Origin of the sequence: Psychrobacter sp. KH172YL61 (genome assembly GCF_007182895.1) — a bacterium.
Classification (GTDB): Bacteria; Pseudomonadota; Gammaproteobacteria; order Pseudomonadales; family Moraxellaceae; genus Psychrobacter; species Psychrobacter pacificensis.
This window is the reverse complement of sequence record NZ_AP019516.1, coordinates 1,712,193-1,736,364: the sequence shown is the minus strand read 5'-3', so window position 1 is coordinate 1,736,364 and position 24,172 is coordinate 1,712,193. Positions and strand designations below refer to the sequence as shown.

Below are 24,172 nucleotides of genomic sequence, written 5' to 3'. Positions count from 1 at the left end.
TATGCAACACAAACTGCTTAATTTAGTCACTAAAAGCGCCAAACAAAGTAAAGCTCAGGTATTTAGCGCCGTTCAGCCATCACGCTATCTAAAAGACCTAAACAAACAGCAGGTTGGTCAAGGCAAAACCGTCCTGATCACAGGAGCAAGCTCAGGATTGGGCGAGGGTATGGCAAGATTGTTTGCTAAGCTTGGTTATAATCTTGCTATCTGTGCGCGCCGTACTGATCGTTTAGAGCGCTTGCAGTCAGAGCTGGTAGCAGCATATCCTAATATACGCGTTGAATACCAAGCGTTAGATGTCAGTGATTATGATGCTGTTTTTAAGGTATTTGACGCATTTGCTGCTGACTTTGGCACTATTGATCGTATCGTGGTCAATGCAGGGATTGGCGATAGTCGCCGTATTGGTAAAGGACGTTTTGATACCAATCGCCGTACCGTTGAGATTAATTTCATCTCGGCATTGGCACAATGCGAAGCGGCGATGAATATCTTTCGGGCTCAAAACAGTGGTCATCTGGTCGTCATGTCGAGCATGTCAGCGATGCGTGGCCTGCCTAAGCACCTGACAGCTTACGGCGCGAGTAAAGCAGGTTTGGCACATCTTGCAGAAGGGATTCGTGCTGATATGCTATTGACTAAGTTGCCTATTAAGGTCTCTACTATTTATCCCGGTTACATCCGTACTGAGATTAATACGAATGCCAAGCCATTGCCGTTTGAAGTCGATACTGAGACAGGTACCAAAGCGATCGTTGCCGCGATTGAGGCCGAGGTAGAAGAGGCGTGTGTACCGAGCTTACCATGGTCAATCGTGGGACAGGCGATGAAGCGTTTGCCGCTGCAAGTGATGAGTCGATTGAGCTGATGCAACACGCTCGTGCAATAAAACAAAAGCCCACTCTAATAACAGTGGGCTTTTTGTCTCTATGGCTAGATAATCATGTACAGATTATAGTGTTTACGGGTTGTCTGATATGTGCTGCTCACGTAGCTTTTGACGCAATACTTTACCGACATTACTTTTTGGTAGTTCGCTGACAAACTCGATATGACGCGGGCACTTATAACCCGTTAAATTGTCTAATGCAAACTCTTTGATGTCTTCTTTGGTGACATTGTTGTCTGCAGGCACAATATAGATTTTGACGGCTTCACCTTGTTTTTCATCAGGGATACCAATCACGGCGCAATCGACGATACCTTCATGGTCAAGCATGACCGCTTCAATCTCATTTGGAAATACATTGAATCCTGACACCAAAATCATATCTTTTTTACGGTCTAGTAAAGTGAAGTAGCCTTTTTCATCCATGCTCACAATATCGCCAGTACGGAAGTAACCATCGCTTGTGAAATCATTGGTATTGTCTCGATTGAAATAGCCTGACATGACGTTTGGGCCTTTGATGCACATCTCACCTGCCTCATGCATGGCGACACGTTCACCATTTTCGTCAACGACGATGATATCGACACTAGGAACTGGTATGCCGATTGTACCGTTGAACTTACGATCAGTAATGACGTTGGCGGTACCCGCTGCAACACCTTCAGTCATACCCCAACCTTCAACCATCGGACAGCCAGTAACTTCTAACCAACGGGCTGCTGTTTGCTCGGTTGCCGCCATACCACCGGCTTGCGTGATACGCAATGAGCTAAAGTCCAAATCTTTGAAATTTGGCTGATCAAGTAAACCTTTAAACAAAGTGTTTACCGCAGGGAAAATATGGAACGGTTGTTTTGATAGCGTTTTGATAAACCCTGGCATATCACGCGGATTGGGTACTAGAATAAAAGTGTAGCCTGAACGCATACCAAGTAAGCTGAGCATAAACGCAAAAATATGATAGAGCGGCAATGCCATTACCATATTGATATATACCTCATTGATATCTGAGGTGACTGGACGATACCATGCTTCTGATTGCATCGCCGCTGCGACGACATTACGCTGCGTCAAAACAGCACCCTTAGACAGACCCGTTGTGCCGCCTGTGTACTGCAAAATCGCTTTTTGCTGCAAGGTGGCTTTGGGTGCTTGAAGCGGTAGATTACGTCCTTTTTCAGTACTTCAGGGAATTTCGTGACTTTGTACTTAGGGTCATTTAGATTGTATTTAGGCACTAAGCGTTTGACTTGACGGATGACAGTATTTACCAAAATACCTTTTAAGCCCATCATATCGCCCATTTTTGAGAGTACAATACGCTTGATATTGGTCTCTTCAATGACTTGCTCTAGCGCTTGAGCAAAGTTATCCACCACAAAAATCACCTGAGCGCCTGAGTCATTCAATTGATGACGCAGCTCACGACCTGTATATAGTGGGTTGATCGGGGTACAGACGTAACCTGCGCGTAAGATACCAATCATGATTGGTAAATATTGTGGAACGTTTGGCATCATGAGTGCCACGACGCTGCCTTTAGGTAAGCCTTGAGCTTGTAACCATGCTGCTACTGCCAATGATGCTTTGTCAACGTCATCATAAGTATGAGTCACACCCATGCAGATAGTCATCGGATGCATACGAAAACGGTTGAAGCACTCTTCATACAACTCTATGAGGCTTTCATATTGATCGGGATTAATGGTCTTGGGTACGTTTTCTGGGTATTGAGCAAGCCAAGGTTTCTCTACTGTCATGCCAAGCGTCCTTAAATTAAGATAAGTTAAGGGTCTATAAAAAAGTAGTCACATCCATGTCGACGATATACATCATTGCTCTTTGAGCAATAAATTGTCGAGTGCTATCCTTTGTTTTCACATACTGCTAACGTACAGAGTCCTCTATAAAATTTGATTTAACTACCAAGACTAAACGCTTAATAAATACGCTTCTGGGTAGATCAAATAACGGGTTACTGTTTCTAAAATTGAAATACCTTTCAAATCAACAGTTTTGACGTGTCTAAAGTCAATATTCGATTAATCTAAATCGACAGAAAACTTAGTGACACATTGCGGGTTTACATTAACATAACTACAACTAAACTCGTTACAGGCATACGAGAACTTGATAGTTTATATTTGGGTTTGATATATGAAAAAATATATGTTGGAGAGTGAAGGGTATACAGAATTGATCAGAGTAGATAAAAATTTGTGCTCGATACATTTATCTTTCAATGAGACATTAAAAGCAAATAGGTGCAACAAAAAGCGCCTTATTATTGATATAGGGCGCTTTTTTCAAGAGAAGCTACTTAGTGTTGAGGGTGGTCTGCATGATGTTTCTCACGCAGTTTTTGACGTAATACTTTACCAACATTACTCTTTGGCAGATCACTCACAAATTCAATATAGCGCGGACATTTATAACCCGTTAAGTTGTCCAGCGCAAATTCTTTGATAGCTTCTTTGGTGACATTGTTGTCCGCAGGCACCACATAGATTTTGACTGCCTCGCCTTGGCGCTCATCAGGAATACCAATGACCGCACAATCAACGATACCGTCGCAGTCAAGCATGACAGACTCAATCTCATTAGGAAAGACGTTAAAACCAGAGACCAAAATCATGTCTTTTTTACGGTCCAACAGTCTAAAATAGCCTTTTTCATCCATACTAACGATATCACCAGTACGGAAGTAACCATCGCTGGTAAAGTCATCACTGCTGTCTCTGTTTAAATAACCTGAGGTGACGTTAGGGCCTTTGATACACAGCTCGCCTGCTTGGTTTACACCGACGCGCTTGCCCTCATCATCAATCACAATGGCATCGACGCTAGGGACGGGCACACCAATTGTGCCGTTAAACTTACGATCTGTGATGACGTTGGCCGTACCGACCGCCACGCCTTCGGTCATCCCCCAACCTTCGATCATCGCACAGCCAGTGGTCTCAAGCCAGCGAGTGGCGGTTTGTTCGGTCGCCGCCATACCACCTGCCTGCGAGATACGTAGCGAGCTAAAATCTAGGTGTTTAAAGTCTGGATGATCTAGCAAGCCTTTAAACAGCGTATTGACCGCTGGAAAAATATGGAAAGGCTGTTTTGATAAGGTTTTGATAAACCCTGGTATATCGCGCGGGTTGGGTATCAAAATAAAGGTATAACCTGAGCGCATGCCGAGCAAGCTGAGCATAAAGGCAAAGATATGATACAGCGGTAGCGCCATGACCATATTGATATATACCTCATTGATCTCAGAGGTGATAGGGCGGGTCCAAGCCTCTGATTGCATCGCCGCCGCCACGATATTACGCTGCGACAAGATGGCACCCTTTGATAATCCTGTCGTGCCGCCGGTATATTGCAAAAACGCCTTTTGATCAAGTGACATTTTTGGCTTTTTGAAAGGGAAGGTTTTTGCCTTTTTGAGCACATCAGGGAGTTTGGTGACTTGATACTTTGGGTCGTTGAGCTTGTATTTGGGGACCAGACGTTTGACTTGGCGAATGATAGTATTGACCAAGATGCCTTTGAGCCCCATCATATCGCCCATTTTTGATAAGACAATACGTTTGATTTTGGTCTCGCCGATGACCTGCTCGAGCGCTTGGGCAAAGTTGTCTACCACAAAGATAATTTGTGCGCCTGAGTCGTTGAGCTGATGACGCAGCTCGCGGCCTGTATAGAGTGGATTGACTGGGGTGCATACATAGCCTGCCCGCAAGATACCAATCATCGTGGGCAGATACTGCGGCACGTTTGGCATCATCAGTGCCACCACACTGCCTTGTGGTAGTCCCTGAGATTGTAGCCATGCGGCGACGGCCAACGAGGCGTTATTGACATCATGATAAGTATGAGTCACACCCATACAGATACTCATAGGGTGCATACGAAAGCGGTCAAAGCATTCCTCGTACAGCTCCATTATGCTGCTATATCTATCAGGGTTGATAGTCTTAGGTACACCATCGGGATAATTGGCAAGCCAAGGTTTGTTCGGCATCATAGTCAGCGTCCTTGCAGTTTGATATAGGTGAATGTTTTTAAGAAAGCAGTCATATGCATGTCAATATCACAAATCAGCATTAATGTGATTAACCTGCTATTGGATGCAGTAACGTCCATGTCTGCTTGCTGTTGTTGCCGTTGTTCAATCTAATTAACTACTGATGGGTGAGTTAAATGAATCAAACAATTAGATAATGCAATGAAAGAAATAAGCTGTATTTCAAGTAGATATTATCTGGTTTTTGCAACTACGGTATCAAAAAAACGATACATTTAAGCAATACAGTAGCATGAATAATGTTGAAGACAATAATAGAAAGCAAGACTGAGCAGTACATAGATAAAGCTGAACACTACAGCAGGTATATGATGTATAAGAAATTTGCTACCGCAAGATAAGTTTTTGAGTGAGTCAAACGTGTCAATAGGGTAGAAGGATTTATTGATAAAACAGAGAAGTGATTGCGTAAGTATTAAAATGGATATGACTCATTCATGGTGCAAGTCACTAAGCTGGCAACGTTTGATGGTCAATAAGATGAATATCATGCAAAGAGAAAATGGTATCAATGAGGCAGAATAAACTGCTTGTTTTTATTAAAAAAGCGTCGATAAATGAGCAGCGCGCTGATGGTACAGCCAAGTGTGCTACTCACACAGATCAAAAACATCGTGATTATCTGATAGCGGACCGCTTGTGTGGGGTCGGCACCAGCCAATATTTGCCCCGTCATCATACCGGGCAAGCTGACAATACCGACGACTAGCATAGAGTTGAGCGTTGGGGTCATGCCATTTGTGATTGCGGCACGAATCTGCTCATGGACGGCCTCAAATGGTCGAGCAGAAAGACTCAGCATCATCTCGATACGCCCTTGCTGCTCATGAAAAGCTTCGATCAACTGATTGCTCGTTAATGAGATGGCAGTCAAAGAATTGCCTAATATCAGCCCCAGTATAGGAATAATGAATTGCGGCGTATACCAAGGCTGTACTCTTAGGATAACGATCATCGCTATTGCAGTGACCAGTGTCGCTGAGGTGCCGACGGCTATTAGCGTATCGGTTAGCAACCCTTTATAGCTGCGTTTGACACGATTTTTGGCAGCACTCCCTGCAATCAGGGTCATAATGGTCAAAATCAGCAACACTTCATACCACTGCTCACGGGCAAAAATCCATGCCAGTATCAGACCGATAAAGCTAAGCTGCACAATGGTGCGAATAGCAGCTATCAACAGCGTTTTTGTCAGTTTTAAGCGCAGTTGCCATGAGATGAGTAATACGATGATAATCATACAACTGGCAAGCGCAATATCACTGTAAGTTAAAAATACTTGCATATGATTCATACCGTTGATGGGGCTCATTATAAAGGAAGGCAGTAATGTCATGAGCACGATGTAATGAAGGTTTCGAGCAAGTTTTTGAGCATCATATCGTGCCCTAGGGCGCTTCGGTTAGTACACCTGCTTGCATATGCCAATGTCTACTGGCTAATGACATAATCTCTTTGGTATCGTGAGTTACCCATAATAACGAGCGCTGCCTGTTGGCCTGCAACCATCTCATCAGCAAGCTGACCAACTGCGCTGAGGTGTCGATATCTAGCGCGGCGGTTGGCTCATCTAGTAATAGTACTCGCGGATTGAGTTGTAGTAGGCGTAAGGTATTGACCAGCTGACGCTCACCACCCGATAAGTGGTTGGCCTCTTGTTGCAAAAAGTCTGCATTTTTATTCAAAGACGCAAGTTGGGTCAAATGCCAGTTTATATCAAAACTTTGGGTCTGATGCGCGTCTAAAGCATAAGGCATCTTTAAATTATCAAGGACATTGCCCTCTAACAGCTGTGGCTGTTGAGCAAGCAGCGCCACTTGCTTGCGCCAAGTAATTGGCGATGTGGTGTGAATGCTTTCATCTCGCTGATGTGGCGTGGCATCACTACGCAAATGAATATCACCAGTGCTCATCGGCAACAATCCTGCCAGCACCCGCAAGAGGACAGATTTGCCACTACCAGAAGCCCCTGTCAACATGGTGATTTGTCCTGATAGTAGCTTGCCACTCGCACCGTTTATCAATATGCGGCTATGAGGCGATAGTCCATCAGATAGCGCATTTTTGTCGCTTATTTAACCACCTTTGATAGAGTTTATGCGGTACAAAGGTTTTTGTCTGTTCACCACTACTATGCTTAGGATTATCGCTACCGACTACCGGCCTGCCATGCACCCAGAGATTATTAAATTCAAGCAAGGGTCTATCAGGATCAATGCGCATAGCGTTCTACAGTCGCTCGTTCGTTTGCTCACTAATCGCCTGCTCAATGGCATCTCGTAATTCTTTTGGTACACGGATAGGACGCATGGGTGTGGTATTTACTGCGTTGTCAGGTTGAGCGTTATTTGTTTCGTTATTAGCCATTGGTTCTGGCTTAACAAGGTTTTGTACACAAGCAATGACGATTTTGGTGCTACTTAATATCTGGCTAGTGGTTTTGTCTGTAGCGCTATTATCTGATGTGCTACGGCGAATGCTTTGATAAAATATGATGCTAGCAGGCTTTAGCTCCACTTTATCGATACGTACAGTAATGATTTCATCTAAGAGAATGGCTCTCTTGTATTGTAAATCCGCCTGACTCACGACAAAATGCTGTATGTCGCCATCATCAGTTTGCAAAAATAACCGTTTAGACCCAGCTTGGTAAACCAATCACGGCGGCAGTTTTCAAAAACACCAGATGGTTGGCATGATAAACGATGCCGCCTGCATCCGTATGGTTGATGTAGACGTTATAATCTTTAGCAAATAGTGGTTCAATGTCGTTATTTACGGCTGTATTTGTATTTTTATGCTCAGTTGTCGTCATAACGGGCTCAGTATTTTTGATAAAGGTTGTTTAGCGAACGTAATTTATATATGTGGGCAAATAAGAAACCCGACAAAAATAGTCTCTATTATATTTATAATAAGCGCTACTCTAGCTCAAGATATAAGGCCATGCAACAGCTAGGGCAGCCTAGGTCTGTTATCATAGGCTTTTGTATCAGACTCATCTATATCAGCACAGTCTTTTAACCAATCAGTATAGGACAGTTTATGACCCGTTTTGTCAGTTTTAATATCAATGGTATCCGCGCTCGCCAGCATCAGCTTGAGGCAGTGCGCGAAGTAATCGATCCTGATGTCATGGGTCTACAAGAGACCAAAGTCCATGACGATCAATTTCCACTTGATGACATAAAAGCTCTAGGATATCACGTAGAGTATTTCGGGCAAAAGGACATTATGGCGTGGCGCTACTGTCAAAAGTGGCGCCTATATTTGTACAAAAAGGCTTTCCTGGTGATGACGAAGAAGCACAAAAGCGTTTTATACATGCACGCTATGAGCTTGAAGGGCGTGAAGTGGATGTGCTCAATGGTTATTTTCCACAAGGAGAGAGCCAAGACCATCCGATCAAATTTCCGATGAAGCGTGCTTATTATGCAGATTTAATGGCTTATATTGATACACTAAAGGCAGAAGGTCGTTCGATCATTGTCATGGGTGATATGAATATTGCGCCAGAGGACATCGATATCGGTATCGGTGAGGTCAATGCAAAGCGCTGGTTAAAAAATAGAAAAACCTCATTTTTGCCAGAGGAACGCGAATGGTACTCAGCATTAATGTCGCGTGAGTTGACCGATACGTACCGTTTGCATTATCCAGAGAGTACAGAGTTATATAGTTGGTTTGATTATCGCAGCCGCGGCTTTAATGATGAACCCAAGCGCGGTTTACGTATTGATCATATTTTATGCACCTCAGACCTCGTTAGTGAATGCATTGGTGCTGGCATCAGCTATGAGCTGCGTGCGATGGAAAAACCCTCAGATCATGCACCCATTTGGTCAGCATTCGATCTAAAAAAACCGTAATATTCAGATATATAGTCAATCCACTATAAAAGCATTACGGCGTTAACCTTGCTTGAAGTATGATATATCCATCTGCACTCGGTTGCCTTGTACCACTCTTAAATTGGATCAATTATAGTGTTTATTACATCACCTAAAAACAACGATAAAAATTGAAAAATAAGGATTTTACTATGTCTGTTGGAAACGTAGCAGTACCTGATATTATTTATCCCATTGATGGCATTAAGCTGAGCGCAACTGCCGCGGGCGTACGCTACAAAAATCGTGATGATTTGGTCGTGATTGAAATCGCTGAACATGCCACGACCGCAGTTGTCACGACCAAAAATACATTTTGCGCCGCGCCTGTACGTATATTACGTGAGCACTTTACCAAGGCTAGTCCGCGTTATCTGGTAACCAATACAGGTAATGCAAACGCAGGGACGGGCGCTGATGGCAAACGCCGCGCTACTGAAATCTGTATTGCCTTGGCTGAAAAAGCTGGCGTAGAGGCTAATACAGTATTGCCATTTTCTACTGGCGTGATTGGCGAACCATTAAATAGTGACGCGGTCATTGCAGGTTTAGACGATGCGTTAGCAAACTTAGCCTCTGATAACTGGTTGGCTGCTGCTAACGGTATCCGAACGACAGATACTGTCCCTAAGCTTGCTAGCCAAAAAGTCGACGTTGCAGGTACTAGCTATCATATCACTGGCATGTCAAAAGGCTCAGGCATGATACGTCCAAATATGGCGACTATGCTGGGTTATGTCGCAACCGATGCCAATATCGCCGCTGATCTGTTGCAAGAGATGCTCAGCGCTATCAATGAACAGTCGTTTAACCGTATTACCGTTGATGGGGATACATCGACCAACGACTGCTGCGTGTTGATTGCGACAGGCGCTGCCAGCTCAGAGGTGATTGATAGTCCAGCGCATCCGCATTATCAGGCCGTTTTTGATGCACTGCGCGACGTGTTTGTACGTTTGGCACAGCTCATTGTCCGTGACGGTGAAGGGGCGACCAAGTTTATGACCGTCAAAGTGACTGGCGGGCAGACCACGCAAGAGTGCTGCGATGTGGCTTATGCTGTGGCGCATTCGCCGCTGGTAAAAACGGCATTCTTTGCGAGTGATGCAAACTGGGGGCGCATCTTGGCGGCAGTCGGTTATGCTGGTATTGACGACCTAGACACCGAGCAAGTTGATGTGTATTTAGATGAGGTGATGATTTGTCAAAATGGCGGTGTCGCGCCCAGCTATACAGAAGAAGCAGGTAAGGCCGTCATGAGCCGCGCTGAGATTACTATTCACATTGATTTGGCTCGTGGTGATGCTAGCGATACGGTGTATACCTGCGATTTGTCATACGACTATGTCAAGATAAACGCTGACTATCGCAGTTAGAAACAGTCTTAAAAGTTTCAATCTTGACAGATTTTTTAAATCTATTTATAAAAAAGCCAGAGTGATTATTGCTCTGGCTTTTTTATGTCTAATACTAAGCTGTTATCAAATTACTCTTTTATTCAATACGCTTTATTAACATCAGTTGCAAAAGCTGACGTTACTTTACAAAGCAGTCATAGAGAGTAAGGTGAATTGCGACCTATACTTGCTGGGGTAAACAGATGATATTCACTACATCGCTAGTAAAGCTGGCTAGAGATTTCAATTAGCGTGACTCTAAATATCATCATGATAGAAAGAAGCTTTGTTGTATGAAGAAATGCAGTAGAGTTTTTAAAACAATAAATTTAGATAGAAAATGAAGAATTATTACCAATTATCTGAGGATTGAATAATGAAAAGATTAGCACTTGCAGCATTGATGACAACTTTTGCTCTTACTGGTTGTTCTACTATGGACATGGACAATGAACGTACAATGGTTGTAGAAGGACAGCCTATGAACGTCAAAGTGGTAAATATTCCAAGTTTTGAAGTAGAAATCGCACCGCGTAAAGCAGTTTGTGACCTGACTGCAACAGACGGTACGATGGTTGAATCACAGTGCCTACAGTATCGCCAAACTTATCAGAAAAACTACACCACTTTAAGTGGTAACATTCAAGGCTTCACTTATGAGCCAAACTACCGTTATGTATTAGATGTACGCCAAGAAGCAGTCACTGCTGAAGGATCTAATGTGGTCAAACCAGTTTGGATTTTAAACGAAGTCGTTTCAAAAACTGCTGAATAGTACAGCTTGAAAGTATACAACTAATAAAAAGGCCGCTAATATATAGCGGCCTTTTATTGATACGATATCTGCTGCTATGATGATATAGCGTGGTTAAAGGTAACATTTATCAATTGCATTAACATTGACTGTAGTTAACACTAACGCCGCGCATCGCAGTAGGAATTCTATTATCAGCATAGACAGCTAGGCCACCACGAGCGGTCTCTTTATATTTATCAGACATATCAGCACCTGTCTGCTTCATGGTTTCTATAGCCTTATCCAAAGAGACGAAGTGCTGGCCATTTCCTCTACAGGCTAAACGTGCTGCGTTGATAGCTTTGACCGCCCCATGGCATTGCGCTCGATGCAAGGCACCTGCACCAGTCCACCAATAGGGTCGCAGGTTAGACCTAAATTATGCTCAATACCGATTTCTGCCGCATTTAAGCATTTAGCTGGTGTCCCATTCATGATCTCTGCTAATGCAGAACCTGCCATCGCACATGCCGATCCAACCTCGCCTTGGCAGCCGACTTCAGCACCAGAGATGGAAGCGTTTTGCTTGATTAGGCTACCGATAGCGGTGGCGTTCAATAAAAACTTGCGGACACCATCTTGGCTATAGTTAGGTAAAAAATCACGATAGTAGTGCAATACTGCAGGAATAATACCTGCTGCGCCATTGGTGGGTGCGGTCACAACTTTGCCGCCATTGGCGTTTTCTTCATTGACGGCGAGCGCGTACAAGTCTACCCAGTCCATGGCGGCCAATTTGTCATTGTTGGTGATAGGTTGGTCTTTTCCGCAGACAGCTGCCTGTGCAAATCTTGTGCGCGGCGTTTGACATCCAAGCCACCTGGCAAAATACCGCCATTTTCACAGCCTTGCTTAACACAATCTTGCATGACCTCCCAAATACTATCTAGGTAGGCAAACACTGTCTCTTTGTCATGGAAGTGGCATTCATTGGCCAGTACTAATTCGCTGATGCTCAAATCATACTGACGACATTGTTCTAGTAGTTCTGCTGCATTATTAAAAGGGATAAGGAACGCTATCGATCGTTGGGCTGGCATGATCTTCATCTGGATCGGTGGCATCTTCTTTATTGATGACAAAACCACCACCAATCGAATAGTAGGTCTGCTGATAACGAGTACCGTCAGTCGATATAGCACGAAGCGTCAATGCGTTAGGGTGATAGGGCAGGACAGTATCGTCGTACCAATAAATATCCTGCTCTGTATCAAATGCAATCGTGTGAATACCTGACACATTTAATGTCTTGCCAGAAAAAATAGGGAGAAAGATAGCTGCTGGTCATACGTGTATCGATGGTGCTAGGTGTATGGCCAAGTAACCCTAACAATATGGCAGTATCTGTTGCGTGCCCTTTTCCTGTCGCCGCCAAAGAGCCATAAAGCTCGATTTCAATCTTTGCGATAGCCGTCAGTTCCATTTGTTTGGTCAATGAGGCTAAAAATAAATTGGCTGCCACCATTGGTCCCACTGTATGTGAGCTCGATGGACCAATGCCGATTTTAAATAAATCAAAAATACTAATCATAATGAGTTACCGAAAATTCAAAGGCTTGAACAATTGTGATAATTGCCTTGAGCGCTTTTATTGAAAATATAATAGGCAGTCGTCACTCTCAAGGCCCACTACAGAAGACTTGTGAGCGACCGTCTATAAAAATATTGCTATTAAAGAGTACAGATGGTGACTGAATAATCACTTTTATTTGTTTTGAAACTCCGCTATCATGCTCGGAGTCAACGACTATGTAACATCCTGTAAGTCAATATCTCTATTAAATAGGCTGGTTGGCAGAAGAGCAAACGTGCTTTGATCATACAGTATCTTTGGTTATACATACATAGTGATCTAATACAACCATCCAAGAACTGGCTATCATACCAAATAATACTTTTGGTTTGTCATATTACAACATAAATGAATGAATTGGGATGACATATTATCGATAGAAGACGATAGTGCTTATTTATATTGTTTACGACTTCTATCGCGTTCGCTACTATCCCCAATTTCGCACCGTTTTTACTTTTCCATTATTTTAGCCTATTACCTCAGCTCACATAGGACACGCGCGCATGCCATCTCAAAAGACCCATCATCAGCTTCAGACAACAGCGCTCAAAATCAGTCAGCTCACAATGCATTGGAAGCTGCAGGTATTGATTCAGCAGCCATCAGTTATCCGCACAATCCAGATTTTGAAAATGGTCGCTGGTTTCCGACATGGCGACCTTACAAAGGTGATTTGGATCGTGATCCAGTGGGTATCAATGATTATTTGCCACCGTCAAAGAGTGTATTACTTGGTATACAACATACATTTGCCATGTTTGGTGCGACCGTCCTTGCGCCATTATTGATGGGATTTGACCCTAACTTAGCCATTTTGATGTCTGGTATCTGTACGGTGATGTTCTTTATGATCACTGGTGGGCGTATGCCAAGCTACTTGGGATCAAGCTTTGCTTTTATTGGTCCAGTGATTGCGGTAACTGCGTATGCAGGGCAGGGTTCAATGCCAATTTGAATGTCGCGCTAGGCGGTATCATGGCCTGCGGTATCATTTATGCGCTGATTGGCCTGTTAGTGATGAAAACAGGCACTGGCTGGATTGAGCGCTTGATGCCGCCTATCGTCACTGGTGCTATTGTCATGATTATTGGTCTTAATTTGGCACCAGTTACTATCCAAGGGGTTTCTGCCAATCAGTTTGATGCTTGGATGGCTACGTTGACCGTACTACTCATCAGTGGAGTGGCGGTATTTACCCGTGGCATGTTACGTCGTTTGCTGCTACTCGTGGGTTTGGTATTATCATACATCGCTTATTTTGTGTTGACCAATATCCTAGGTTTTGGGACGGCAATTGATTTTAGCGCAGTCGCTGCGGCTGCATGGTTTGGTCTGCCCAGCATTCATACCCCACGCTTTGAGATGAGCGCTATTATTCTCATTGCGCCTGTCGCCTTTATTTTGGTCGCTGAAAACTTAGGTCACTTTAAGGCAGTGGAAGGTATGACCAAGTCTCGCGTGACCCCTTATATGGGCCGAGCATTTTTTGCCGATGGCTTGGCAACGACTTTCTCAGCAGGATTTGGCGGTACAGGTGTGACTACCTATGCTGAAAACATCGGGGTGATGGCGGTCACCAAAGTATATAGCACAACGATATTTGTCGTCGCAGGTGTGGTCGCTATTATATTAGGGTTATCACCAAAATTTGGTGCCATTATCCAAACGATACCAGCGGCTTTATTGGGCGGCGCTTCTATCGTCGTTTTCGGTCTGATCACGATCGCTGGGATAAAAATCTGGATCGACAGCCACATTGATTTTAGTAAAAACAGCAATCTGATCATCGCGGCAGTGACCGTAATCATGGGTACAGGTAACTTTAGCTTGCACTTAGGTGGTTTTGATTTGGGTGGTATTGGTACTGCCACTTTAGCCGCTATTGTGTTGAATGCTTTATTTAATAAAAGTTCTGACGTTAAATAAGTAATGCTGATAAGATTAAAATTTGAGCCTATCGAATAAAAATAGTAAACGTATATCTTCTCTAATAAAAGCGCCCATGCTATGAATAGTATGGGCGCTTTTTATTAAATGTCTGCGTGAGACAATCGTATCAATACTACTTAATTACTTATAGTCTCGCTTATAAAATCTTGAAAAATCGATAGCGGCGTAGCGCGCGTGGTTTTGGTTTTAGTGACCCTAAATAAATAGCAAGCATGGTTAACAAGGCGCCGCCCCATTGTAAGCCATTGATAGGTTTGTCCAGCCAGCTATAGTCAATAACCAAAGCGGCGATGGGTTCAGTTAACAATAACAGACCCGTCAATGCAAGAGACAACTTAGGAATAGAATAAGCAATCAGACCCCATGCCAAACACTGCATCACTGTCCCGTAGATAAGCACCCAACCAATCTCAGACCTTGTGTTGGGCAAGATATGACCTGTATCGAATATAAACATAGGCACAATCATGGCTAAGACGCCACCGATACTAATCAGCTGCATCAGCATAAATATCGGTGTCGGTTCGGTATCATGTGTTTTACGAATAAAAGTCATCGACGCACCTAGCATTGCTCCTGACACAATACCCGTGACAAATCCCCAAGTGGCAGCGGTATTGTGTGCAAATTCAGGACTGCCTATCATTGCAACGCCCAGCATCGCTAAAAATAAACTGATGATCTGCACGATAGATTGGCGCTCATTAAAATATAAAAACCAATGGCAGCTAAAAGAAGATTTGTAAGCTATTGAGCAGGGTCGAAATACCAGGACCCACAGCATAAATGCTCTCGTGCCAAAGCGCCAAGTCTAATCCTAAAAATGCACCTGACAATAAACCATAAAAAATAGCACGTTTTGATTGTGGCATCTGTTGGCGCATCACCTTGGCTAAGATCGCAAAGACAATACCTGAAATGGCCAGTCGCCAAAATGACATCGCCCAGCCACCGATATCAACGTGAGCGACAATCAGACTGCCCAGCCCAAAGATAATACAACCGATAACTAGGCCAATAGGGGCAGCGTGAAGAAGCAGTCGCCATAAAACGTCCTTATATTATTATTCTTATGGTCCTAGACCAATGTGAGGGTTAGCCAAAACCCTATTGTCGTGGTTTTAAGCAAAAATAAAATGGCAAAACCAAAATTTATTCTGGTTATTAGATAGATCGTTGCTATAGATAATTTATTAAACCAAATAGTACGAAAAAAGCCTTTAAGGCAGTAGAACCATTAGGGCAGTAAAACCATCTTGTGATCTTACTCACACAATAATGCTTGTACAACAGCGCTTATATAATCGAGTCACATCCTTACAGGAATGATATTGGCTCTGATATCGCAATTTGTTAGTCTAGTATTCATAAAATCACCAGTCATCAACCACTATATTATTTGCCTAGGTTTGCTTATACTCCGACATTTTATGTCAAAAATACAACCAAATGTGACCTCTTGTTTGCCTCTAAAAATATCGCAATTTAGCTTTGCGATAGGTATCGTCTCTAGTGCAATTTTTTTAATGCCTAGCGCCCAAGCGGCCAGTTGCAAGCTCCCCAAAAGCTACTATAAAAACGTCTCTTGTACGTCTACTAGCGGCTATTTTTTAGCAATCAAAGATTTTGGTGCGCCAGTCGCTCTGATTGACAGCAAAGGTAAAGGGTCGTTGATTTATCACGTTATCAGAAAGTCGATGCCGACAAGATATCGGGCGGGTTACTACCTGTATTGCGCAACAGTCGGGTCGGTTATCTCAATATGCAGGGACGTGAAGTCGTGCCTGCAATGTACGATATGCTCAAAGGAAATCAAGGGTGGGCGCGTCCAGTATCTGAAGGACGTATCGTCGTAAAAAAAGATGGTAACTACGGTGTTATCAATACCTCCAACAGCACGGTTGTCTCGTTTTCAGCATCGATTGACGAGATCGATGATTATCGTAATGGGAGAGCGCGCGTCCGTAAAAAACAGTGTGATAAGCTGGTTAGATAAAAATGGTAATGCAACGCGTGATCCAAATGCTCAGGATAAGAGTCAGTCGACTAAAAAATCCACAGCTTCTACCAACAATACGTCATCACAATCAAGACAACCTGCACCTACACGTTTTACGACATTACAATCACGTCAGCAAGATGGAAAGTGGGGCTTCGTTGACGACAACGACGTCACGATGATTACCTATTCGTTCGATGAAGTCCGTCCATTCTCTGAAGGATTCGCGGGCGTTCGTATCGGAGAGGAGTGGGGCTTTGTCAATCTGGGCGGTGAGCTAGTGATTCCTTTTCGCTTCACTAGTGATGGGGTATTAACTGATGATAATTATAAGGGTCAACCCTCATTTGTATTTACAGGTGGTAAGGCATGGATCGGCAATTTAAAAACGGCAATAAAATGTGCATCAATAAAGAAGGCACAGGTGTCAGCTGCGATTAGCGTTATATCCATAATCTATAATTGGTATACAACGAAAGAGTGTAAACCCTATTCGTTATCGATAGGGTTTACACTCTTTTTATGGCTAGTGTGACTATAGGCGAATAGCTATTTTTCTAACAAATGATTGCTAATCAAATCGACCATATAAGGCTGATAATATTCTGGAATATCATGCGCCATACCTTCGATTAAATGAAACTTGGCATTAGGAATGGTTTTTGCCACCACTCGACCTTGTGACGCCGGTAGTAGTCCGTCAGCGCTACCATGTAAGACAATCGTTGGTGCTTTGACTTGCTTACTAAAGCGGCTGATAGAGCCTGATGCCAAGATAGCATTGAGCTGCTGCACCGTACCGAGTGGGTGAAAATTGCGTTGATAGCGGATTTTGGCAATTTCACGCACCATGCGCACATTGACGTGACCTGGTGTGCCAACCGTTTTCATAAACCAGACACTATGGCGTACGATATCACGCTCAGAGTGGCTCTCTGGACGATTGATAAGGGTGTATAGCTGCTTAGGTCTTGGCGGTTTTAAAAATGCTCGATTGGTCGTGGTAAACATAAGCGCCATACGCTGCACCAAGCTTGGATAACGTGCCGCCACAATTTGAGCAATCATCCCGCCCATAGAGGCACCAAGCAGATGCGTTTTGCCAAGCTTGAGCGCCTTGATCAACCGGGCGGTGTCTTCTGCCATGTCAGTCAAGTTATAAGCCACCTGAGTGCTTTTGTTCGATAGCCCCGTTTGTAGGCGTACCATCATTTTGAGCTGGTTGATACGCGGTAGGCCCTCGATCTGTACTTTAGAAGACAGGCCAATATCACGATTGTCAAAACGGATCACAAAAAAACCAGCATCAATAAAGCGCTTAATAAAATTGTCTGGCCAAAATATCATTTGCGAACCCAGTCCCATGATCATCAGTAGGGGCGGATTATTAGGTTGCCACCCGCTTCGACACACAACTCTATACCATCACCAATATCAATCATCGCTTGATGAAGGTGTTGGCTAAGATCGGAGTCGCGCCACTGATGTTCCCCAAACCGTTGCCATTCAGGAGTAGGGTAAAAGTCTAGAGTATTGTCTAAACTGGTATCTGACGTTTCCGGCAATTTGGCACTATTAATGTCATTTGATGTTGTCATGAAGTGTCCTAATTAGAGGGTCATCTACTACAGCTCAAGCATCTCAAAATCAAGCTTGCCGACACCGCACTCAGGGCAGGTCCAGTCATCAGGGATGTCTTCCCATTTGGTGCCAGGGGCAATACCTTCTTCAGGGCAGCCAAGCGCTTCGTCATAGATCCAGCCGCAGACAATACATTCATAACGTTTCATAAATAGTCCTATCGATCATTACCAGTGTCACAGTGCGTCATAAACGCTTATATTTCGTATTACAGTCATTATATTAGACGGTAAAAGCGCACGTAGTTTAGCATATAACCGTTATTTTCATAGTTAAGTTTACACTTGTATATTGAGATGAAATTGGCTTTTATCAAGTCCATCATCTGTACCATTGTACCGAAGCGAAGTACGATCTTGGGCTATAAGCCGCCACAAAAAAGCCAATCATGCTATAATAACGGCCGCTAAATTGACACTGTCAGCCATAATTGCCTGCTGATCTATCAGTGTCTAACTATTGTCCAAGCCATATAACATATACAAGCTAAGGGTTTTCATGAGTATTAACGCCGCCACATCTGCCACTACCGAAAATGAGACGACTCCAATGCTCAATACAGATCATCCGTTTTGGCAGATTATTCGCACAGTACCAGACTTTCCAAAAGTCGGCATTGATTTTTATGATATTACTCCGTTACTGCGCAGTCATATTGATGCTGTCATTGATGCGCTGCTTGCCGCGTTGCCAGAGGGACTAATGGATGAGGTGGATTGCTTAGGAGCTGTTGAGGCGCGCGGGTTTGTATTTGCCAGTATGCTGGCAGGAAGATTGGGTAAGGGTATGATCTTGCTCCGCAAACCAGGTAAACTGCCACCACCTGTCGCTAATAAAGCATATGCGCTTGAGTATGGCAAAGACACGCTTGAGATGCAAAATAATTTGCCACCTGAACGTGTATTACTGGTCGATGATATCTTGGCGACTGGAGGCACATTGACGACCGCTTATGAGTTATGCCAGTCAGCCGATCATACTGTGGTCGGCGCATTAGTTTTATTAGATTTGGTTGAGCTACATGGCGAGTTCCCAGTACCTGTCTATACGGTATTAAAAGCGTAAGTCTGATTGTTCAAGAGAGTTTATAGAGTATAAAAAGCGCCCTGAAAATCATCAGGGCGCTTTTTTTGTGGTGAGTCTAATGATATTACGATTTGTTTTGCTCATAGCTTTTACAGGCGTACTCGATCAGCGTGCGACCAACCGTCTTTGGTGTGGTTATCTTAAAGTCTTTGGTAGTCAGTATAGGCTTTTCTGATTGCCACGACTTAATGACTTTATTATCAGCGCTATAATCGACGTAAGCTCTTTTATAGTAACTGAAATCTTTACAAGAAATCAGTAATTGCTGATCGCTATGATGGATGGGTTTTTCTTTCACTGTGCTCTTATCTTTTGCGTAGGATAGGTTCTTAGCAAAGAGACAGTGATATTTTCGACGTCTTTTTCGTCTATGATGTTGATGTCAGAGTGTTCGATAGAGTCTACATCTAAACTAAACGTCGATCCAGAGTCGCTCTCGGTCACCTCGACCCAATTGACCGCATGGGCGCTGGTCACTAAAACACTGCCTGCCAATAACATTGATAGCCGTTTCATACTTAAGCCTTGCTTCTTGTTATCTGAAGTCGCTCATGATAGCCAACTTACTGTGGGCAGGCAAATATCTTTTGTGCGTTATGAGTATTGGCTGTGTCTACTTTATTGCCCGCGCAGAGCCGCTAATGTCTTTGCCAGCTCATCACGTGCCCCAATAAAACCATCAATACCTTTTGGTAATAGGTCTTGTGTGACTGTGTCTTGCTGATAGGCCGCGCTAAACTCTTCATGCGTCAAGCTCACTTGGCTCATCGCTTGCATGTCCATGGACATGCTCGGCGATAACTGACGAGGCACATCAATATCCATGGCTGCCAGCTCATCGATTAGGTTGGGCGCAATGGTCAACAAATCGCAACCTGCAAGTGCCAATATCTGCTCAGTTGAGCGGAAACTCGCCCCATGACTTGCGTATGATAGCCATGCTGCTTGTAGTATTGGTAAATAAGTTTGACAGATTGTACGCCCATATCCTCAGAAGCTGGTACATTTTGGCGGTTTTGTTGACGTTTTGCCAATCTAAAATACGCCCTACAAAAGGAGAGATGAGCGTCACGCCCGCATCTGCGCAGGCGATTGCTTGATGCTGACCAAATAGTAGGGTCAAATTGCAGTGGATGCCTTGAGTTTCAAGATAACGCGCCGCTTCAATGCCCTGCCAAGTTGCTGCCATTTTGATCAATACTCGCTCTGAGTCGATACCAGCTTTTGATAAGCGTCCATAAACTCAAGGGCCTTATCGATCGTCGCCCCAGTATCATAAGACAAACGCGCATCGACTTCGGTAGAAACGCGCCCTTCAATAAGCGCCAAAATATCACAACCAACTTGAATGGTCAGGGCGTCAATCACTGCATCGACATCGCCATTATGGCGGCTCATGGTTTCTGATAGCATACCTTGGTTATCAGGATGAATGAGGGCTTTGGTGATGAGGCTTGGATTGGTGGTCGCATCGATAGGTTTTAGTCGGGCAATAGCAGCAAGGTCGCCAGTATCAGCGACAATGGTCGTCATGGTACGTAATTGTTGTAATGCGCTCATCAGATATCCTTTTTCTTATTAATGATAGGGTGCTCCTCTTATATATCGCAGGGTAGGGGAGCTGAATGGAAACTGTAACACAGTTTTCTACGTGTGTTTGCTCATAGTTGTGCTATGCGCCACTGTCATATCACTTAACTGTGATAATATTAGGGCGTGTTGAACATTCGACCATGGCACTGACAGCGACTATTTTTTAGGCGATTCGATGTTAAAAATAATAAGTTTAGTCATTCTAAGCGCTTATTTTTAACGATGAAGCGGCAAAAAGAGTCCTGTCCCCTGCTTTTATCGTTAGGGGCTGATGCTAAAATTGCCCCATACTGCGTCACAAATCTCGCTAAGGCATCTGCATTATCGTCGCTTTGTGCCTTGTCTGGAACAATTTTAGCGATCAGCAGTGCCTATTTGCGAATGTTCAATACGCCCTAATAATAATTTGCTGGCTTATCACTATTTACGAATGGGCACTGACCTGAGTTTTTGCTATAGTAGAGCCGGTCATCCGCTGGTCTGCTGTACTTGGCGACCAATATAGCAGTAATACCAGAGAACGCCAATGACGTGCGATATTTCTGATAGACTGTTTTTGGATGATGGTTAAAATAGTTTTGGTCATTGACCGCTATTTACCAATGACTTCATAATGACACTCTCAAGCACTATCGGTATATAGAGATAGTCGAAGCATTTAAAAAACACAGTAAAATTTAGCAGATATTCATATCTAAATATTAATAATACCTAACAGTGATAAAATCTAAAAAGGATGGGCGGTAATGAGCGAGCAGTCACCAGAACAAACCATGGATAATCTAAATCAAACCGCCGCAGGCGCTAGCGGCACCGCAACTGAAAAAGAATTTTTAGATAATATTCGCCAAAACATTGATGCGGTCGACTGCGAGATTCAAACACTCATCAATAATCGTGCCAAGCTGGCGCAACAAGTAGCAGCGGTAAAGAAAAACCACACGGCCGCTGATGACAGTAGTGACCCTATCTTTTATCGTCCTGAGCGTGAAGCACAGGTGCTAAAAGCGGTCATGGAGCGCAATACGGGTCCAATCGCTGACGAAAAGATGGCACGTTTGTTCCGTGAGATTATGTCGGTATGTTTAGACTTAGAAGCGCCGCAGCGTATTGCTTTCTTAGGACCAGTTGGCACCTTTACCCATGCCGCTGCATTAAAGCATTTTGGTAAAGCTGCTGATACCGTGCCAATGACGACCATTACCGATGTATTCCGTGAGGTTGAAGCGGGCACGGCGATGTATGGCGTTGTCCCTGTCGAAAACTCTTCAGAAGGGGTGGTCAATCATACTTTGGACGGATTCTTATCTTCTAGTCTAAAAATCATTGGTGAAGTTGAACTACCGATTCATCAAAACTTCTTGGTCGCTGAGCATACTAAGCTTGATGGTTTGAGCCGTATTTATTCGCACCAGCAGTCATTGGCGCAGTGTCGTCATTGGCTAGATGTGAATTTCCCTAATGTGGAGCGCGTTGCGGTATCAAGCAATGGTGAAGCGGCGCGTCGCCTCAAAAACGAATGGCATTCAGCAGCAATCGCTGGCGACGTTGCGGTTGCAGAGTACGGCTTGCATAAGCTTTACTCAAACATTGAAGACAATCCAAGCAACACCACCCGTTTCCTTATCATCGGACATGAGGCCATTGCGCCTTCTGGTCAAGACAAAACCTCCATCGTGGTCTCAGCCCATGACAGAGCTGGTGCATTGATCGAAATCTTGAAACCGTTATCATATCACGGCGTCTCGATGACCAGTATCGAGACACGTCCTGAGCGTCCTAATAAGTGGGCATATGTGTTCTTTATTGATATGAACGGTCATATCAATGATCCAAATGTTAGCGCCGCTATCAACGATATTCGCCCATTGGTAAAAGATCTGCGCATCTTAGGCTCGTATCCAAAAGCAGTATTGTAGAGATATATTGGCTCATCTATTAGCTTGTTTATCTATCGAGATTGACACCTAATAGATGGGCGATCGCATTTAGTGATAACCTCCAAGGATAAACCATGCAGCCTGATCAATTGACAGCATCAAACCTATCGCCATTAACGCCAGCTTATGACAGTATTCTGACGTTGGCACCTTATCAGACAGGTAAACCAATTGAAGAGCTGACGCGCGAATATGGTGTCTCAGATGTGGTGAAGCTGGCCAGCAATGAGAACCCGATGGGGTGCTCACCGCGAGTGACACTAGCCATCACTGAGCAACTGGGTCAATTATCACGTTATCCTGATGGCAATGGTTATTATCTGAAGCAAGCGTTGGCTGACTTTAATGATGTCAAGGTCGAGCAGATCACGCTTGGCAATGGCTCTGATGATTTGCTCGATATTTTGGCACGTAGTTTTGTGGGTGCTGATGATGCTATCGTCTATAGTCAGTATGCGTTTGTGGTCTACTCTATGCTGGCAAAGATGCAAGGCGCGATGGATGTTGAGGTGCCTGCTCATCGGTTTGGTCATGACCTAAAAGCCATGAGCCAAGCGGTACAAGATAATCCCAATACCAAAATCGTCTTTATTGCCAATCCCAACAATCCAACGGGTACGCAGTTAGAGCAAAAGAGCTGCGCCAGTTCGTTGCCAGTGTGCCAAGCTCAGTCTTGGTTGTATTGGATGAAGCTTATATCGAGTATAGCCCTGAGAGTAACAACCGCGCATTGTTAGATGAGTTTGATAATGTCATCATTGTGCGTACGTTTTCTAAAGCTTATGGGCTGGCAGGTTTACGTGTGGGCTATGCCTTAAGCTCAGTAGCTGTTGCAGAGTTATTGAACCGAATTCGTCAGCCATTCAATGTCAGCCGTGTAGGCCTAGCTGCTGCCGCTGCAGCACTTGCTGATCAAGATTTTATCGAAAAACGCGCCAGATGAATGATGAGCAAATGCGTTGGTTAGAAAAGCAGTTTGATACATTGGGGTTGGGTTTTGTGAAGTCGCATGCCAATTTCATTATGGTTGAAGTGCAGGTTGAGATGGAAGATATAACTGCCGCTTCAATCCATCAAGCACTTCTTGAGCAAGGCGTTATTGTTCGGCCATTGGGCGCTTATGGGCTGCCAAACTGGTTACGCATTACGGTAGGTGTGGCTGAGGACAATTTACGTTTGATTGATACTTTGCGTTCTATTCTCAGTGAAGACTAGAGCATGTCCCCAATTCAAACGTTTATCACCATTTTTAAAATAGGGACATGTTCTCATCACATCCATCGATATGTTTTGATCAAAGGTATTATTTAGTAAGAAGTGATCTCAACTAG

General features: G+C 43.9%; 15 protein-coding genes and 8 pseudogenes. 10 read left to right on the top strand and 13 right to left on the bottom strand.

Going from position 1 to position 24,172, the window contains the following annotated elements:
• Position 1 precedes the first annotated feature (1 nt).
• Positions 2–871: an SDR family oxidoreductase gene (locus tag PKHYL_RS09240; protein ID WP_186474628.1), complete on the top strand. Its 870-nt coding sequence runs from the start codon at positions 2–4 to the stop codon at positions 869–871.
• 93 nt (positions 872–964) lie between these two features.
• Here PKHYL_RS09240 and PKHYL_RS09235 read toward each other — a convergent pair.
• From PKHYL_RS09235 to PKHYL_RS09210, 6 genes and pseudogenes are all read right to left on the bottom strand, one after another.
• A pseudogene (locus PKHYL_RS09235) lies at positions 965–2,655 on the bottom strand (AMP-binding protein).
• Between the two features lie 560 nt (positions 2,656–3,215).
• The gene (locus tag PKHYL_RS09230; protein ID WP_240364988.1) at positions 3,216–4,913 is read right to left on the bottom strand and encodes an AMP-binding protein; all 1,698 of its coding nucleotides are present in this window, start codon (positions 4,911–4,913) and stop codon (positions 3,216–3,218) included.
• A gap of 568 nt (positions 4,914–5,481) precedes the next feature.
• Positions 5,482–6,258, bottom strand: a complete 777-nt coding sequence (locus tag PKHYL_RS09225) for an ABC transporter permease (protein ID WP_240364987.1) — start codon at positions 6,256–6,258, stop codon at positions 5,482–5,484.
• Positions 6,259–6,361: 103 nt separating this feature from the next.
• Positions 6,362–6,997 carry an ABC transporter ATP-binding protein gene (locus PKHYL_RS09220; RefSeq protein WP_240364986.1) on the bottom strand — a complete coding sequence of 212 codons (636 nt, stop codon included), beginning with the start codon at positions 6,995–6,997 and terminating at the stop codon, positions 6,362–6,364.
• A gap of 205 nt (positions 6,998–7,202) precedes the next feature.
• Positions 7,203–7,598, bottom strand: coding sequence for an acyl-CoA thioesterase (locus PKHYL_RS09215; RefSeq protein WP_240364985.1), 396 nt, complete (start codon positions 7,596–7,598; stop codon positions 7,203–7,205).
• Positions 7,599–7,608: 10 nt separating this feature from the next.
• A complete protein-coding gene (locus PKHYL_RS09210; RefSeq protein WP_240364984.1) occupies positions 7,609–7,788 on the bottom strand; it encodes a hypothetical protein in 180 nt (59 codons plus the stop codon).
• A gap of 230 nt (positions 7,789–8,018) precedes the next feature.
• On the opposite strand from PKHYL_RS09210, the pseudogene xthA reads away from it, so the two are divergent.
• The 3 genes and pseudogenes from xthA (at position 8,019) to PKHYL_RS09195 (ending at position 11,035) form a co-directional block, all read left to right on the top strand.
• Positions 8,019–8,842, top strand: a pseudogene (xthA, locus tag PKHYL_RS09205) (exodeoxyribonuclease III).
• Positions 8,843–9,015: 173 nt separating this feature from the next.
• Positions 9,016–10,239 carry a bifunctional glutamate N-acetyltransferase/amino-acid acetyltransferase ArgJ gene (gene argJ, locus PKHYL_RS09200; protein WP_240364983.1) on the top strand — a complete coding sequence of 408 codons (1,224 nt, stop codon included), beginning with the start codon at positions 9,016–9,018 and terminating at the stop codon, positions 10,237–10,239.
• Between the two features lie 397 nt (positions 10,240–10,636).
• Positions 10,637–11,035 (top strand): DUF4377 domain-containing protein, encoded by a 399-nt coding sequence (locus PKHYL_RS09195; protein ID WP_058024290.1) that lies wholly within the window; start codon positions 10,637–10,639, stop codon positions 11,033–11,035.
• 118 nt (positions 11,036–11,153) lie between these two features.
• Here PKHYL_RS09195 and PKHYL_RS09190 read toward each other — a convergent pair.
• Positions 11,154–12,590, bottom strand: a pseudogene (locus tag PKHYL_RS09190) (L-serine ammonia-lyase).
• 643 nt (positions 12,591–13,233) lie between these two features.
• On the opposite strand from PKHYL_RS09190, the pseudogene PKHYL_RS09185 reads away from it, so the two are divergent.
• Positions 13,234–14,558: pseudogene (locus PKHYL_RS09185) on the top strand (solute carrier family 23 protein).
• Positions 14,559–14,702: 144 nt separating this feature from the next.
• Here PKHYL_RS09185 and PKHYL_RS09180 read toward each other — a convergent pair.
• Positions 14,703–15,629: pseudogene (locus PKHYL_RS09180) on the bottom strand (DMT family transporter).
• 685 nt (positions 15,630–16,314) lie between these two features.
• Here PKHYL_RS09180 and PKHYL_RS09175 point away from each other — a divergent pair.
• The gene (locus tag PKHYL_RS09175; RefSeq protein WP_240364982.1) at positions 16,315–16,578 is read left to right on the top strand and encodes a WG repeat-containing protein; all 264 of its coding nucleotides are present in this window, start codon (positions 16,315–16,317) and stop codon (positions 16,576–16,578) included.
• A complete protein-coding gene (locus PKHYL_RS09170) occupies positions 16,529–17,116 on the top strand; it encodes a WG repeat-containing protein (RefSeq protein ID WP_240364981.1) in 588 nt (195 codons plus the stop codon). The genes PKHYL_RS09175 and PKHYL_RS09170 overlap by 50 nt, the downstream gene beginning before the upstream one ends.
• Positions 17,117–17,130: 14 nt before the next feature.
• On the opposite strand, the pseudogene PKHYL_RS09165 reads toward PKHYL_RS09170, so the two are convergent.
• A pseudogene (locus PKHYL_RS09165) lies at positions 17,131–18,179 on the bottom strand (alpha/beta fold hydrolase).
• Positions 18,180–18,206: 27 nt separating this feature from the next.
• Positions 18,207–18,371 carry a rubredoxin gene (locus PKHYL_RS09160; RefSeq protein WP_057759803.1) on the bottom strand — a complete coding sequence of 55 codons (165 nt, stop codon included), beginning with the start codon at positions 18,369–18,371 and terminating at the stop codon, positions 18,207–18,209.
• Between the two features lie 349 nt (positions 18,372–18,720).
• Here PKHYL_RS09160 and PKHYL_RS09155 point away from each other — a divergent pair, with 349 nt between their 5' ends.
• On the top strand, positions 18,721–19,287 hold the full coding sequence (locus PKHYL_RS09155) for an adenine phosphoribosyltransferase (protein ID WP_083328800.1): 567 nt from the start codon (positions 18,721–18,723) through the stop codon (positions 19,285–19,287).
• A gap of 85 nt (positions 19,288–19,372) precedes the next feature.
• Here PKHYL_RS09155 and PKHYL_RS09150 read toward each other — a convergent pair whose 3' ends face one another.
• The 3 genes and pseudogenes from PKHYL_RS09150 to PKHYL_RS18125 all read right to left on the bottom strand — a co-directional run bounded on the left by PKHYL_RS09150 (position 19,373) and on the right by PKHYL_RS18125 (position 20,868).
• Entirely contained in the window at positions 19,373–19,606 is a 234-nt protein-coding gene (locus PKHYL_RS09150) for a hypothetical protein (RefSeq protein ID WP_240364980.1), read from the bottom strand.
• Positions 19,603–19,824 (bottom strand): hypothetical protein, encoded by a 222-nt coding sequence (locus PKHYL_RS09145; protein ID WP_240364979.1) that lies wholly within the window; start codon positions 19,822–19,824, stop codon positions 19,603–19,605. Before PKHYL_RS09145 ends, PKHYL_RS09150 begins: the two co-directional genes overlap by 4 nt.
• 102 nt (positions 19,825–19,926) lie before the next feature.
• A pseudogene (locus tag PKHYL_RS18125) lies at positions 19,927–20,868 on the bottom strand (transaldolase).
• A 779-nt stretch (positions 20,869–21,647) separates the two neighbouring features.
• Here PKHYL_RS18125 and pheA point away from each other — a divergent pair.
• Together pheA and hisC are read left to right on the top strand one after the other, a co-directional pair.
• The gene (pheA, locus tag PKHYL_RS09135) at positions 21,648–22,820 is read left to right on the top strand and encodes a prephenate dehydratase (protein ID WP_186474609.1); all 1,173 of its coding nucleotides are present in this window, start codon (positions 21,648–21,650) and stop codon (positions 22,818–22,820) included.
• Between the two features lie 95 nt (positions 22,821–22,915).
• Positions 22,916–24,056 (top strand): annotated as a pseudogene (gene hisC, locus PKHYL_RS09130) (histidinol-phosphate transaminase).
• The last annotated feature ends 116 nt before the right edge of the window (positions 24,057–24,172 follow it).

Coding starts and splice junctions, on each gene's coding strand:
- PKHYL_RS09240 (WP_186474628.1), top strand. CDS start 2: ATGCAACACAAACTGCTTAATTTAGTCACTAAAAGCGCCAAACAAAGT.
- PKHYL_RS09230 (WP_240364988.1), bottom strand. CDS start 4,913: ATGATGCCGAACAAACCTTGGCTTGCCAATTATCCCGATGGTGTACCT.
- PKHYL_RS09225 (WP_240364987.1), bottom strand. CDS start 6,258: ATGCAAGTATTTTTAACTTACAGTGATATTGCGCTTGCCAGTTGTATG.
- PKHYL_RS09210 (WP_240364984.1), bottom strand. CDS start 7,788: ATGACGACAACTGAGCATAAAAATACAAATACAGCCGTAAATAACGAC.
- argJ (WP_240364983.1), top strand. CDS start 9,016: ATGTCTGTTGGAAACGTAGCAGTACCTGATATTATTTATCCCATTGAT.
- PKHYL_RS09195 (WP_058024290.1), top strand. CDS start 10,637: ATGAAAAGATTAGCACTTGCAGCATTGATGACAACTTTTGCTCTTACT.
- PKHYL_RS09170 (WP_240364981.1), top strand. CDS start 16,529: ATGGGAGAGCGCGCGTCCGTAAAAAACAGTGTGATAAGCTGGTTAGAT.
- PKHYL_RS09160 (WP_057759803.1), bottom strand. CDS start 18,371: ATGAAACGTTATGAATGTATTGTCTGCGGCTGGATCTATGACGAAGCG.
- PKHYL_RS09155 (WP_083328800.1), top strand. CDS start 18,721: ATGAGTATTAACGCCGCCACATCTGCCACTACCGAAAATGAGACGACT.
- PKHYL_RS09145 (WP_240364979.1), bottom strand. CDS start 19,824: ATGAAACGGCTATCAATGTTATTGGCAGGCAGTGTTTTAGTGACCAGC.
- pheA (WP_186474609.1), top strand. CDS start 21,648: ATGAGCGAGCAGTCACCAGAACAAACCATGGATAATCTAAATCAAACC.